Annotated in this window: 12 protein-coding genes; 8 read left to right on the top strand and 4 right to left on the bottom strand. The window is 67.5% G+C overall.

Annotated features, from left to right (window positions below):
- Nucleotides 1-139 precede the first annotated feature (139 nt).
- Entirely contained in the window at nucleotides 140-514 is a 375-nt protein-coding gene (locus tag ABGB14_RS49775; protein ID WP_347650922.1) for a hypothetical protein, read from the bottom strand.
- Nucleotides 511-2,088: a hypothetical protein gene (locus tag ABGB14_RS49770; RefSeq protein ID WP_347650921.1), complete on the bottom strand. Its 1,578-nt coding sequence runs from the start codon at nucleotides 2,086-2,088 to the stop codon at nucleotides 511-513. The genes ABGB14_RS49775 and ABGB14_RS49770 overlap by 4 nt, the downstream gene beginning before the upstream one ends.
- Before the next feature lie 551 nt (nucleotides 2,089-2,639).
- Between ABGB14_RS49770 and ABGB14_RS49765 the strand changes: the two genes are divergently transcribed.
- The 8 genes from ABGB14_RS49765 to ABGB14_RS49730 all read left to right on the top strand — a co-directional run bounded on the left by ABGB14_RS49765 (nucleotide 2,640) and on the right by ABGB14_RS49730 (nucleotide 12,169).
- Nucleotides 2,640-3,419 carry a hypothetical protein gene (locus ABGB14_RS49765; protein WP_347650920.1) on the top strand — a complete coding sequence of 260 codons (780 nt, stop codon included), beginning with the start codon at nucleotides 2,640-2,642 and terminating at the stop codon, nucleotides 3,417-3,419.
- A 244-nt stretch (nucleotides 3,420-3,663) separates the two neighbouring features.
- On the top strand, nucleotides 3,664-3,993 hold the full coding sequence (locus ABGB14_RS49760) for a pilin (RefSeq protein WP_347650919.1): 330 nt from the start codon (nucleotides 3,664-3,666) through the stop codon (nucleotides 3,991-3,993).
- Between the two features lies 1 nt (nucleotide 3,994).
- Nucleotides 3,995-5,599, top strand: coding sequence for a hypothetical protein (locus ABGB14_RS49755; protein ID WP_347650918.1), 1,605 nt, complete (start codon nucleotides 3,995-3,997; stop codon nucleotides 5,597-5,599).
- Entirely contained in the window at nucleotides 5,583-6,557 is a 975-nt protein-coding gene (locus ABGB14_RS49750; RefSeq protein WP_347650917.1) for a PrgI family mobile element protein, read from the top strand. The genes ABGB14_RS49755 and ABGB14_RS49750 overlap by 17 nt, the downstream gene beginning before the upstream one ends.
- Entirely contained in the window at nucleotides 6,557-8,299 is a 1,743-nt protein-coding gene (locus ABGB14_RS49745; RefSeq protein WP_347650916.1) for a conjugal transfer protein TraC, read from the top strand. The genes ABGB14_RS49750 and ABGB14_RS49745 overlap by 1 nt, the downstream gene beginning before the upstream one ends.
- 35 nt (nucleotides 8,300-8,334) lie before the next feature.
- Nucleotides 8,335-10,653: a DUF87 domain-containing protein gene (locus ABGB14_RS49740; protein ID WP_347650915.1), complete on the top strand. Its 2,319-nt coding sequence runs from the start codon at nucleotides 8,335-8,337 to the stop codon at nucleotides 10,651-10,653.
- Nucleotides 10,650-11,558 carry a replication-relaxation family protein gene (locus ABGB14_RS49735; RefSeq protein ID WP_347650914.1) on the top strand — a complete coding sequence of 303 codons (909 nt, stop codon included), beginning with the start codon at nucleotides 10,650-10,652 and terminating at the stop codon, nucleotides 11,556-11,558. Before ABGB14_RS49740 ends, ABGB14_RS49735 begins: the two co-directional genes overlap by 4 nt.
- Nucleotides 11,558-12,169, top strand: a complete 612-nt coding sequence (locus ABGB14_RS49730) for an NlpC/P60 family protein (protein WP_347650913.1) — start codon at nucleotides 11,558-11,560, stop codon at nucleotides 12,167-12,169. Before ABGB14_RS49735 ends, ABGB14_RS49730 begins: the two co-directional genes overlap by 1 nt.
- 174 nt (nucleotides 12,170-12,343) lie before the next feature.
- Here ABGB14_RS49730 and ABGB14_RS49725 read toward each other — a convergent pair whose 3' ends face one another.
- Nucleotides 12,344-13,258, bottom strand: coding sequence for a hypothetical protein (locus ABGB14_RS49725; RefSeq protein ID WP_347650912.1), 915 nt, complete (start codon nucleotides 13,256-13,258; stop codon nucleotides 12,344-12,346).
- A 174-nt stretch (nucleotides 13,259-13,432) separates the two neighbouring features.
- Nucleotides 13,433-13,669, bottom strand: a complete 237-nt coding sequence (locus ABGB14_RS49720; RefSeq protein WP_347650911.1) for a hypothetical protein — start codon at nucleotides 13,667-13,669, stop codon at nucleotides 13,433-13,435.
- Nucleotides 13,670-13,941 lie beyond the last annotated feature (272 nt).

Genomic DNA, 13,941 nt, shown 5'->3' with positions numbered 1-13,941 from the left:
ACCCACAGCGAAATCACCCGGTGACAGACGATCACCCGCCATGATCAGGCACCGTCACCTGCCCGAACACCGCCAAACGAGCTCAGGCAAGGGGCGTGACCTGCGATTTCAGGATGGAATTAGCCCAATGTGCGACACGTCAGTTCTGAGAGCCGCCTCGAAGCCGCTGAGTGACGAATGCTCCGACGATCGAGGCGGCGCCAACCCCGAAGAGCGACGCCGCCTGCGTCGCGGCACCTTTGTCGACGAAATACATGGCCAACAAGCACAAGGCGATTACATACGCCAGGCCGCACACCGTACCGGCCACTCGCAGCCAGTACTCCGCCCAGTACCGCTGGTTGTCACGACGCTCCGCCTGCTCGATCATCCCGATGATCCGATCTAAGGTGCCTGGTTGGACCTTCTCCCACGCCTCCGCATTGGTTACCTGCAACAGGTCAATCCAACGCGTAGCTCGACCGTTTCCGCTGGATCCTTCGGCAGAGGTGGTCTCGGGCTCGCTGGCGGTCATTGCGGGTCCTCTGGTTCTTCGGTACGAGCGGGAACCCTCCCAAGGGCTGAGTACGCCTCAAGCAGCTGATAGAAGATCCGGTCCTCGGCGGGGAGATTCCCAAAGCTCCCCAGGGGTCGCCTGGGTGCCGGAAATGGAGTTAGTGCTCGACTCAGCCCATCGACGAAGGCTCTCCAGAAGGTTGACCGGCCTCCCCTTGACTTACGAGCATCCGCGTCAGCGGGCGCTGGAGTTGGTGGACCTACACGGCCACCGGTGGACGCGCGAGGCGGTCTTTCCTCATCATGCGCCGGATTGGCCAGCTCCATACGAGGCCCGAGAAGTTCTGCCACGGTGCGCTCGCGCATAGTGGCGAGGGCATCCTGGGCGCAGTCGAGCTCGTACGCCAGTTTCGCCCGGGCGACATGAGTGCTGGGAAGGACGGCGAGCGCCTCCTGAAGAAGTGGTACGGCCTCTTCCAATAGGGCCGCCTCACCTCGCACCTCGTACAAAGCCCGCAAGGAGATACCGAGCTCGCCGACGATGTCGGGCCGGGCACTGCCAAAGGCGGGCGCGGCTGCGACAGCTCTCCCGCCAATCTCCACTGCCTCTTCCAACAGGCCAACGTCACCCCGCCAGATAGACAGTGTTCGTAGGGACACACCGAGCTCACTAGCGATCTCGGGCTGCGCTCGACTGCCGGGTTGAGCAGCTGCGACGGCTCTCCTACCGATACGGACCGCTTCCTCCAGCACTGACCCATCACCCCACAATCTGGACAAGTCCCGCAGGGATGTCCCCAAGGAGCTCAACCAGCCGGCTAATGCGTAGTGGCCCGGACCGGCGGCCGCGACTGCCTCACGGGCCATGTCCACAGCTTCCTCAAGGACGGCTGCCTCCCCCTCAATCTCGTGGAGCATGCGGAGCGAGACGCTGAGCACGCTCAACACGTACGGACGCAGAGAATCCGTCGGCGAGGTGTCGGCGACACCTCGGCGGCCGACGTTCACGGCTTCAGCGACCAGCAGGGGGTCCGATTCCTGCTCATACAGCAGGAGCAGGGCCAGGGCCAGATTAGTGAGTGTCGTATGGCTGCTTTCGCCGGCATATGCATGCGAGGCGGCCGTCCGTCCAGCGCGGACCGCCTCTTTGAGGGAGGTCAGGTCACCGTGCCGCTCAAAGACTGCGATCAGCGCGACGGCTAGGTCGCTCAGCCTGGTGGGGTAATGAGGGCTGCTGGGGGCAGTCGTTTCGGTCGCATAACGGAACATCGTCAGTGCGGACTGAAGGTGCTTGCTGCCCTGCGGCCACGGCAGGCGCTCGCTCAGTAACCAGTGCAGCCTACCCAGCGCAACCGCAATGTCGGGACCGTCAACAACATCGGCCACCCGATTGAGCAACTCATGCGCTGCCACCAATGCACTTCGCTCCCTGTCCGAAGAGACGTCGGGAGCCCGCAGCAAATCTCCGTATCGCGCGCGCAGTTCACGCAGGAGCCGAGTCCGATGCACTGGCCAGATGTGCTCGCCAAGCGCGCCGAGCCCGGCTTCCATGTCGTGACCGGGACCACTTACCGCCATGATCACCAAGGCCACTCGTACGATGCATGGTGGCCCCTCCACGCTCGATGGTGACTCGGCAGCTTGAGCGAGACAAGTCCATGCTCAGCACTAGTCTCGGTTCCACAACCTTTACGTCGTCCTCGTGGGTTTGAAGGTCAGCGTTGAGCGCCAGGTTTTTGTAGCCTGACCCGCGCCACAGCGAGGACGCGAGCCCGCCGTTGATGATGGCTGACGCGGTTGCGGTGCTTTCTGCAGATGGACGCGTACAAGGCAAAGGCAGCGCTGACGGCAGAGTGAACCGCTATGGCCCACCAGCGTCGTTCGTGTAACGCGAGACAGCTTGGCAAGAACTTTGCCGGTTCGCTCAGCAGCGAACATACGAGCAGGTCAGCTGCTAGATGACGTCCCTGGCGTGACCTTGATCGTGCTTTCGAGTCCGGTCTATTGCCACTGGTCAGACGGTGGATGAGAGCGTCACAGCAAGTCCATGGTGTCTGCGCTTCTTCCGTTAGTGCTCCGAGTTCTCCCCACCCGCTGGTCGAGACCTGGATCGACCAATCCGGCGCATCCCACAGGGAGACACCATGGCCATCGATCTGCAGGACAGCACGACCACGAAGTACTACAACGAGAACGCTATGAGTGCGGCAGAGAAGGCGTTCACGCTCCTGATCACCGGTCCGCGCCCGCTCTCACTAGAGGGCCACTCCATCGGTCATGGAATGCCCCAGCGCCTGCTCGATCTCGGTGAGCTGAAGGATCTGCTACTCACGCCTCAGGCCAGCGACGAGCTGAAGGATGCCGTCTGGGCGCACCTCGTGCGGCGTTCGCGGTCCGACGGCCCAGCGTGGGTGATCGGGTGTGTAGGGGTGGCGATGCCGGGACTGAAGAATCTGGCATCGCGCACCACGCACGGCTGCCCCAAGCATGTGGTCGACGACATCGTCTCTGAGATGGTGACGAACTTCGTCGCGCAGCTCCGCCGGATCGACCTCGACCGGCCGAACATCCTGCCTCGGCTGCTGCTGTGGGCGAAGAAGGGCGCGCTTCAGGTTCGAGCGCGTGAACTCGCCTCCATCGAAATTTGCGCCGACATACCGGAGCAGGCGGCCCTGGACAGCGAGCCGTTCATGGTGCTCGCCGAGGCTGTGCGGTGCCGGGTCATCACTCCCGACGAGGCGAAGTTGATCAATGCGACGCGCTTGGAGGGGCAAGCGCTGCGGGCGTACGCGGGGCGGCTCGGGGTGCCGGCGGATCGGCTGTACAAGCGCCGGCGAACGGCGGAGACGCGGCTGGCGCGGGCGATCGAGGAGGGTCAAGTCTCGGTCAGCGGTGACGGGCCGGTCTCCAATCTCGCCTGCTGAATCGGTGGTTCATCCATGTCAGCCGTGATCACGGCTCGGGGCGGAGTTTCGGGGGGCGGTTGCCCGTTCCCATCGAGTCCATCGTCCCTCGTCCTTCGAAGGAGGACACCCATCCCGGACCGTTCCGGGCCTGTGATCACGGCTGGACGCCAGGTCAAGACCTCTCGTCCTTGGGGGCCATGTCATGAAGCCATCTCGGCCTTGTCCGTTGTTCGTCATCCGGGTTCCGGCGAAGGTGAGCTTGGTGCGGCGTGGTGTCGCGTCGCTGGTGTGGACCGGCGGCTGCACTGTCGCCGCGCTGACCGTGCCGGGGGTCGCCGAGGCGATGACCGCGCTGGCCTCCGCCTCGCTCGACCAGGTCATCACCAACCTGCGCAACGTGGTGGTCGGGCTGCTCGTCGGGCTGGCCACGCTGTTCTTCACCATCGGCGGAGTCCGCTACATCCTGGCCGGCGGCGACCCCGGAGAAGTCGAGGCCGCCAAGAAGACGCTGCGGTACGGAGCGCTCGGCTACGGGGTGGCGGTGCTCGCACCGGTCCTGGTGGAGATCCTGCAGCGGATCGTGGGGGCCTGACGTGACCGGTACTCGCCGAAAAGCGGCCGGGCTGCTCGTCCTCCTAATGGTCGGTGCCGCGCTCGCCCTGGCGCTGATCAGCGGACGCGCGCTCGCCGCCTCTCCGACAGCGACACCCACGCCCACCCCAAGCGCGACGCCCTCGACTTCGGCCGCAGCGCCGGCACAGGACTGCGGGTTCATCAGCGTGGCCTGCGAGGCCCGCCAGGCGGTCAACGCGTGGTTCACGCACCTCGTGGAGACGGCCTCCAAGCCGGTGTTCGAGATGCTCGGGTCGACCGTGCTGGCGACGCCAGAGCTGGACTCCCCAGCGATGGCCCGAGCCAAGCAGCTGTGGGAAATCTCCAGGACCATCGCGAACACCTGCTTCGTGCTGCTGGTAACAGCCGCGGGAGTGATGCTCATGGTCGGGCAGGCGCTCCCGGGTGAGAGCTCAGCGCGCGAACTGCTGCCCCGGCTGGTGTGGGCGTTCCTGGCCGCGAACCTGAGCCTGGTCGCGATCGGGTACGCGATCACTCTGGTGAACGGGCTGAGCCACGCGTTCCTGGCCGACGGGGCCGACCGGATCGATCCGGAGTCAGTGTTCAACGCCATCAAGACGACGATCCTGGCGGGGATCGCCACTCACGGCGTGTTCTTCGCGCTGGTGGCCCTGGTCGCGGTCGTCCTGGCGGTCGGGGTCGTGTTCACCTACCTCGTACGGATCGCCCTCACCATGGTCGTGATCGCGGCAGCACCTCTGGCGTTGATCTTTCACGCGCTGCCGATGACGGACGGGCTGGCCCGGCTGTGGTGGCGGTCGTTCATCGGGCTGCTGACGATCCAGATTTGCCAGTCGCTCGTGCTCGTCACAGCGCTGAAGCTCATCTTCTCCGACAACCCGGCCGAGGACGCCGCCGCGTTCTGGGTCCCCACCACGGCAGATCTGGCTGACCTGCTCATGGCCGTATGCCTGCTGTTCGTACTGTTCAAGATCCCAGGCTGGGTCGCCAGAACGATCTGGCAGGCCAACCGGCCCCGAACGCTCTCGCGCCTGGTGCAGTCCCTGATCATCTATCGCGGGCTGAACTTCCTGCTCGGCAAGCGCGCCGGTGCGTCACGCGCGGTACCGCGTTCCTGGCCTCCGAACCCGCCCACCGGCAACGGGCCCAATGGTCCGCCCAGCGGCGGTCCTCCTGGCGGCGGTCCGCCCTACGGCGGGGGTCCCGGCGGTGGTGGCCCTGGTGGGCGGAATCCGAGCTCGGGCGGGCCGAGCGGCGGGGTACAGCGACGCCCCCGTCCGTCCCGGCGGCCCACCACGGGCTGCGGCGGCAACGGAAACGCCCGTGTGGGACGTACGAATCGCCCATCCCGTCATGGCCACCCAACGCGCCCTGACACGCCGGACAGCCCCGTCAGAAAGCAACCAGGCCCGGTAACCCATCCCCGCCCGCAACCGGGCCGTCGTGGCCGACCGCCCGTCCGCAACGACCAGCAACCGAACGCCACACGCCTGCCGCAAGCGTCCGCCGCACGCCGCGCACAACGCGGTCAGTCGCAGGTCACGGTGCGGCTCGACATGCCTCGTCCTCGCAGAAAGGCAGAACACCATGCGACACGCAAGTAACGAACGGCTGGTCGCCACGATCCCGGCCGATGTGGAGATGCCGGACAAGATCCTGGCGAAGCTGACCATCCGGCAGGTCGCGATCCTGACGGGAACAGGGCTGCTGGCCACGTGGGTCTACCTCATGGCCGGCGACCGGCTGCCCATCCCGGTGCTCGCCGCGATCGTCGTACCGATGATCGCCTGCGGATGCGCGCTGGCACTCGGCAAACGCGACGGGCTCGGTCTCGACCGGCTCGCCCTTCATGCCCTCGCATGGCTGCGCCGGGATCGCAAGCTCGTCACGGCTGAGGAGGGAGTGCCCGAACCGCCGGCCTGGTGCCGAGTACGAGGCCGCCTCCCCGGGCGCTTGCGACTTCCGGTCCGGGCGATCCGTGAGGACGGCGTCATGGAGCTGACCGAAGGCGGAACCGCGGCGGTCGTCCGAGCCGGGACCGTGGCGTTCGGACTGCGGACCGGCGAAGAGCAAGCGGCCTTGGTGGGGGTGTTCGCCGGGTGGCTGAACTCACTCGACGCACCCGTACAGATCCTCCTGCAGGCCCGTCCAGTCGACCTGTCCGATCTCGCCGACCGGATCAGCCACACCGCCGAGCACCTGGCCGATCCAGCACTCGAGCAGGCGGCACACCAGCACGCCGACTTCCTCACCGAACTCAGCGCCACCCGGGATCTGCTGACCCGCGATGTCCTCATCGTGGTCCGTCATCAGGACAGCGAGCAGCCGCCAACGTGGAAGCGCGGGAATCGGCGAGCGGCTCACCGGAACAGCTCGGCGGCGATCGTGGCTCGTCGCGCAGAGGAGACCGTCCGCTCGCTGCTCGCGCTTGGCGTCCATGCCTCCGTCATGGGCGCCGACGACGCTCGCGAGCTGCTGGTGCGGTCGTTGTCGCCGCGCCGCGCGGAACCGGTCGGAATCGCGCGCCCTGATGAGCCGATCTCTCGTGGAGAAGACGCCTGATGAAGTTCAACCGACTCTCCGACCACGCGGCGGAACTCGCCAAGACCGCCGCCGCCTTGCCCGGCCCCTCATCGTTGAAGATCAATGCTCGTTCGGTCGAGTTCCCTGACGGAGTCTGCGCGTCGTTCGCGATCGCCGGATACCCGCGTGAGGTGGGCGCGGGCTGGCTCGAACCGCTGACCGGCTATCCCGGACACCTTGACGTGTCCCTGCACATCGAGCCCGTGCCCCCGCTGGTCGCCGCTCAACGGCTCCGCCGCCAGCTCGCCCGCCTGGAGTCGGCCTCCACGAGCGGCCATACGCCGGACTTCGCGACCGAAGCGGCGGCTGACGACGCCGCGGAGCTGGCTGCCTCCCTCGCCCGCGGCCACGGCCGTCTCTTCCGTGTCGGCCTCTATCTCACAGTCCACGCCGCGGACTCCGAAGAGCTTGAGGCTGAGGTCCAGCACGTCAAGGCGCTGGCAGCCTCGCTTCTGCTCGACGCGCACCCGGCGACGTTCCGCTCGATGCAGGGGTGGACGACCACGCTCCCGTTCGGTGCCGACGCGTTGAAGACGCGCCGGACCTTCGATACCTCGGCGCTCGCGGCGGCGTTCCCGTTCGCGTCACCGGATCTGCGGCCTCGGCTCGCTGAGACGCCGGTGTTGTACGGACTGAACGTCTACTCCTCCGGAGTCGTGCTGTGGGACCGGTTCGCGCACGACAACTACAACTCCGTGACGATCGCTCGGTCAGGGGCGGGCAAGTCGTACTTCACCAAGCTTGAAGTGCTACGGCTGCTGTTCCACCAGGTCGAGGTGTGCGTCGTCGACCCCGAGGACGAATACCGCCGCCTGTCAGGGGCGGTCGGGGGAACCATCCTCGGCCTCGGCGCGCCCGGCGTGTGCTTCAACCCCTTCGACCTGCCCGACGCCGCCGAAGGCGACGACGCGCTGGACCGGCGCGCGATGTTCCTCCAAACCCTCGTCGGGACCATGCTCGGCGAACCGCTCAACGCTGCGACGAAGGCCGTACTGGACAAGGCTGTGATCGCCACCTACGCGGCCCACGGCATCACCTCCGACCGACGTACGTGGAAACGTCCCGCGCCGCTGCTCGCCGACCTGGCGACGATGCTGGAGGCCACGGACGCGCCGGAGGCGTCCCAGCTGGCCGCGCGGCTCGCCCCGTACGTGTCCGGTTCCTATCGCAGCCTGTTCTCCGGCCCCACCACCACCCGCCCGGACGGCCACCTGATCGTGTTCTCCCTGCGGGACCTGCCCGAGGAAACCCGCCCGGTCGGCATGCTCCTGGCGCTCGACGCGATCTGGCGTCGCGTGTCCAACCCCGCCGACCGGCGCCGCCGCCTGGTCGTGGTCGACGAGGCGTGGACGCTCATGCGCGAGAACGAGGGCGCGAGGTTCCTCTACCGGCTCGCCAAGTCCGCCCGCAAGCACTGGACCGGCCTCGCCGTCATCACCCAGGACGCCGCCGACCTCCTCGGCTCAGACCTCGGTAAGGCCGTCGTCGCGAACGCCGGCACCCAGATCCTTCTGCGTCAGGCCCCGCAGGCCATCGACGAGATCGCCGACGCCTTCAACCTCACCGAAGGAGAAAGGCTTTTCCTGCTTTCGGCCGGCCAGGGCGAAGGCCTGGTCTGTGGCGGCGCTGGGGACCGCGCGGCCTTCTCTGCCGTGGCCAGCGCCTCCGAGCATGCGCTCGCCACCACCGACCCGGCCGAGTGGGAGGCCGACCAGCCGTGATCCCGTCCCTTCCCGACCCGGTCCTCGGTGGAGCCGTGATCGGAAGCGTGGTCGCCTTCGCGGTCGCGGCCCGAGCCGTCCTGTGGCGGTGGCGCAACGCCCGCTTCGCGCGGAACGCTCGGCTGGTCGAGATCGCCGTCCCGCCGCAGGTCGAGCCCGGCAGCGCGGCTGCCTGGTGGTCTCAGGTCATGGGGCTGACCGCACCGCGCTGGAAGCGTGCTCTGTTCGGCCAGCCTCACCTGTCCTGGGAGTACGTGGCCGACTCCGCCAGCGTCCGCGTCCAGCTCTGGGTACCGGGCCTCGTCCCGCCCGGACTGGTCGAGAAGGCGATCCGGTCGGCCTGGCCCGGCGCGACCGTGACCACCCGTCCGGCCGAACCGCCCACACCGCGCGGGGTCAGGACGTCCCGGGGGCGCATGACCTTGGCCCGCCCGGATTACTACCCGCTCGCGACGACGCACAGCGGTGACCCGCTGCGTGCGCTCCTCGGAGCGCTGTCGGGGTTGCGCCCAGGCGAGCATGCCGCCGTCCAGGTGCTGGTCCGCCCGGTGACTGGGCGGCGGCTGTCAGCCGCTCACCGATCCGCCTCAGCGTTGCGCAACGGCACGTCCGGCAGTCTCCGTTCCGAGCTGTTCGACCTGATCACACCAGGCGGCATGAGCCTTGCCAGACCGGGCGAGCTGGCCAGGATGTTTCCCGAACGAGCCGAGGAGATCCGCGCCATCCTCGCCAAGGCAGGCCAGTCCCGCTTCGCCGTCCAGATCTCCTACGCCATCACCAGTGATCGCCCCGACGCCCGGGGCCGCCTTCGCGGGCGAGCTCATGAGATCGCCGCCACGTTCGCGCTGTTCGCCTCCGGCCATCAGTATCTGCGCCGTCTACGCGGCCTCGACCTCCCCAGCCGCATGTCCAGCCGCCGCATGAACACCGGTTATCTCCTGGCCGTCAACGAGCTCGCCGCGATCGCCCATCTGCCCTACGACCAGGCAGCCCCCGGCATCTCCCGCGCCGGAGCCCGCCCCATCGCGCCCTCCCCCGACGTTCCCGCGTACGGGCCGGACGTCCGGATGCTGGGCGACGCCGAAACCGGCCACCCGCGCCCTGTGGGCGTCACCGTGGCCTCCGCCCGCCAGCACCTGCACGTCCTCGGCCAGACCGGCGTCGGCAAGTCCACCTTCCTGGCCAACCTCATCCTCTCCGACGCCCACGCCGGCCGAGGTGCCCTCGTCATCGATCCCAAGGGCGACCTCATCGACGACGTGCTCGACCGCCTCCCGGAACGTGCCATCGGCCGGACCGTCCTGTTCGACCCGGCTGAGCCGGGCAGCCCACCCTGTTTCAACGTCCTGGCCGGACCCGACCCGGCGTTCGCCGTCGACTCGATCGTCACGATCTTCCACCGCTGCTTCGCCTCGTCCTGGGGCCCGCGCCTGGACGACCTCATGCGCTCGGCCTGCCTCACCCTCGTCCGAGCCCAGGGCCATCGCGCCACCCTCGCGGAGATCCCCAAGCTCCTCACCGACACCCCGTTTCGCGCTCGGATCGTCGGCCGGCTCCAGGACGAGCTGCTGCAAGGCTTCTGGACCGCCTACGACGAGCTGTCCCCCGCCGCCCGCGCCGCCGTGATCAGCCCCGTCATGAACAAGCTTCGTGCCGTCCTGCTCCGCCCATTCGTCCGCGACGCTCTCTCCGGCGGGACCTCCACCTTCGACCTCGCTCACACCCTGGACACCGGCGGCCTGGTCCTGGCCCGCCTCCCCAAGGGCGTGCTGGGCGAAGACGCCGCCCGCCTCTTCGGCTCCGTCCTCCTCGCGCACACCTGGCAGGCCATCACCCCTCGTGTACGCCTTCCGGAACACGAGCGCCGAGACGCCGCCGCCTACATCGACGAGGCCCAGAACTTCCTCAACATGCCCATCGCCGTCAGCGACCTCCTGGCCGAGGCGCGTGCCTACCGCTTCTCCCTCGCCCTCGCCCACCAACACCTGTCCCAGCTCCCCAAAGACCTCCGCGAAGCCGTCTCCGCCGACGCCCGCAACAAGGTCTACTTCACCGCCTCTCCGGAGGACGCCCACGAGCTCGCCCGCCACGTCGGCCCCGTACTCGGCGCGCACGACCTGTCCCACCTCGGCGCGTACCAAGCCGCCGGACGCGTGATGACCGGCAAAGGCGGCCAATCCCCGGCTTTCACCTTCCGCACCCGCCCTCTCCCCGACCTGATCCCCGGCCGTCAGGAAGCGGTACGAGCAGCCTCGCGCGCTGCCTTCTCCCGTCCAGAAACCTCCATGCCCAGCAGGCCCAAGCAACGTCTTTCGACCGACCCGCGCCGAGCCCACGAGGAGAGCACCAAATGACCCGACCGAACGCACCTCGCCGTCTGCTTCCCTCCCGGCACCAACGCCCCCACGTCACGCCGAACGTCGTCGCCGGCCTCGCCGAACGCCTCACCCCACGAGACGCCGAAATCCTCGACGCCGTCTGGGAACACCGCGTCCTCACCACCGACCAGCTCACCGCGATCTTCTTCCCCAGCATCCACCGCGCCCGCCACCGGCTCCTGGCCCTCCACGAGCTGCGCGCCCTCGACCGCTTCCGCCCCTGGGCACCCACCGGAAGCCGTCCGTGGCACTGGATCCTCGGCACCACCGGAGCCCACCACCTTGCGGCGCAACGCGGCATCACCCCGGCCGAGCTCCGCTATCGCCCCGATTCCGCCAGCGCCATCGCGCTCTCGTCCCGACTGAACCACCAGGTCGGCGTCAACGAGTTCTTCGCCCAACTACACGCCACCGCCCGCCACCGCGCCGACGGCTCAGCGGTCACCGAATGGTGGCCAGAACGCCGCTGCGCCGCCCTCTGGGGCGATCTGGCCCGACCCGACGCCTTCGGCCGCTGGACCGAACCCTCCCCCACCGGCCAACCGGACACGATCGACTTCTTCCTCGAACACGACACCGGCACCGAAGCCCTGTCCCGTGTCCTGGCCAAGCTCGACGGCTACACCGCCCTCGCCGAAGCCACCGGCATCACCACCCCTGTCCTGTTCTGGCTCCCTAGCGCTGCCCGCGAGGCCAACCTTCGTAAGCTCCTGACCAGCAGCGACGTCCCCACAGCCACCGCCGTCCACACCCCCGCAACGGCCCCTGACGGCCCCGCCGGGCCCGTATGGCTACCAGCCGGATCAACGGGCCCCCGCCGTCCGCTGATCGCCCTACGGGACGCATGGGGCACCATCAACCCCCACAGCGAGCCCGGTTGATGGCGGTCATCGCCACGACAGTGACCGGCGTGCTTGTCCTGGTCGCCATCATCATCGTCGGCGTCGTCGCAACCGTGCTGCCGCACAACAGCGTGCCGACCCCTGACGCCCTGTGTGCCATCGCGGTGCTGCGTACCGCCGAACCCGATGCCACCGCGCTCACACGGCCCGCATGCGCGCCACCCCGGATCACCGGGACAGGGCACGGCGCAACAGCCCTTGCAGCCGCTGCCCGCTGGCTCGGCACCCCTTACTCATGGGGAGGCGGCGGACTCGACGGCCCCAGCCGGGGGATCGACCAAGGGGCGAACACGGTCGGCTTCGACTGCTCCGCCCTCACCCGCTATGCCTGGCACCAAGCCGGAGTCGTCCTTCCGCGCACCGCCGCTGAACAGTGGCACGCCCTACGCCACATCGGACCCGGCTACCAAGCTCCAGGAGACCTCGTGTTCTTCCAAGGCTCCGGCGGAGGCCCCAACCACCCTGGCCACGTCGGCCTGGTCCTCGACACAGACCGTATGATCGAAGCCCCTCGTACCGGCCTACGCGTCCGCATAAGCCGGTACACCGTCCGCCAGGACATCATTGGCTACGCACGTCCAGGCAGCTAGTGCCTGGACGAGGTTGAGCTCCCGCCAGGCTCATCCCCACTGGGATCGGCGCCAGGCTGGCCACACCGCCAGGTATCGTCGAGATACACGCCCTCCATCATTGGGGGTGCGTTGAGCACGGCGGGGTTGACCGGCTGCCCACACCAGAACGCACGCTCGCGGCGGCGGGAGCCGTCAGCCGGACAGCGCTTTCAGGGCCTCCTTCACGTTGTCGAGGAATTTTTCGTTGGGGACATTCTTGCCTTCCAGCTCGTTGTCCCAGACGTACAGGCACAGCTCCAAGACCTCCTCCGGCGTGGTCTTCTCGGCGCTGCTCTTGTTGGTCTGGTCTTCCGACGCCTTGAAGACGCGGAAGGGGCCGTGACCCGGCCGTCGAATCTCCTTCACCTGGTACTGGCCGACGGCTCCACCATCCGGCGCCTGAATGGCCACGTCGATGTTGGGCTTGGCGGCGATGAAGCCTTGACCGTGGAAGGAGGTGATCAGGCCGAAGTGTCTCCCGGTAGGCGTTGTACTCAGCCCGCCATGGCCGTCGCGGTTGGCCGTGACTTTTAGTTCGAACCTCTCGGCGTACTTGCTACGGAGTGTGTCCGCCTCCTGCATCGTGCCGATGCACTGGTTTTCCGGCGCCACCGTGTTTCCGCCGCGGCTGTAGCTGACGAACTTCTGTTTGAAAACTTCCTCGTAGGCGGCGAGGTGCGGGCTCGGGCCGACCTTCAAGTCCAGGACGATGCCTTGGCACGTTCCACCGATGTAGGACTTCGTGAGATCGACCAGGTTGTAGATGACATCGGTCTCGAGGGGCTTCTCCTTGTTCGTCGCCTCGATCCACCCCTTCAGGAGCGCCCGCGTTTCGGGGAGCGTCGCCTTCCGCTTGTTGTCGTCCTCGGCGAGGATGGTGCTCAGGTTTTCGACCTTGACGCCGGAGCCCGACAGCCCCAACGATGCCTCGTCGTGAGGGGTGCCGTTCCAGCGATGCGCGTAAATCGTCACCTCGTGTCCCAAAGCCCTCCACGTGTAGATGTTGAACTTGTCCAACGTGCCCAGGGGGTCGTCACCGAACCAGACGTGATTCACCTTCACGGCCATTGCGTCACCGGCGCTTTCTGCGGTTCGTGATTTATGCGTGTGGCGATCCTTCGCACGACGAAGGTCGCTCGAAGAATCTGCCGCTTCGCCGAGGGTGTCAAGAGATTCGGTAGTGATAGATAGTTGGGGGCGGGGCCAGCCATGGCTGGCCCCGCCCCCACGCGCGTAGCACTGTCAGATGTCGCCGCCGCGTAGGCGGCAGGTGCGTTCGTCGCCCGGGTCCAGCAGGATCGCTGGCAATTGCTCCAGGCCGAGGTCGAGGGCGCGGTGGATGCGGTGCCAGCCGTCGATCACCAGGCGGTTGCCGGGTGGCCGTGCGCACGGCAGTGGCACGACCAGGAGAGGTTTGGTCAGGTCGACAGTTGCGGCGTGGTCAGGGTCGATGCGGATGAGGTCTTTGACGCCGGTCAACGTCCGGATAGCAGCCGGGCGTACTGGGGTCGTGCCAACCTGAAACCGCAGGCCAGGGGACTTGCCTGATCGTGGTTGGGTGTACTCGGGCTGGTGATGCGTGGGAATCATGATGAGTGATCGTCCGCCATCAGCGGATCAATGGTTCTCACCGATTCCACCGCAGCCGATCACAGCCACCCTCTAGTATCCGTATCCGTGTGGTTATCCATGGTAATCGCCGGAGGTGAGGCAGGGTGTCATCGCTGCTGGAACGGATCGCCGCCCGCCGT

The organism is Nonomuraea sp. B10E15, from assembly GCF_039871615.1.
Taxonomy (GTDB): Bacteria; Actinomycetota; Actinomycetes; order Streptosporangiales; family Streptosporangiaceae; genus Nonomuraea.
This window is presented reverse-complemented; position numbering and strand designations above follow the sequence as displayed.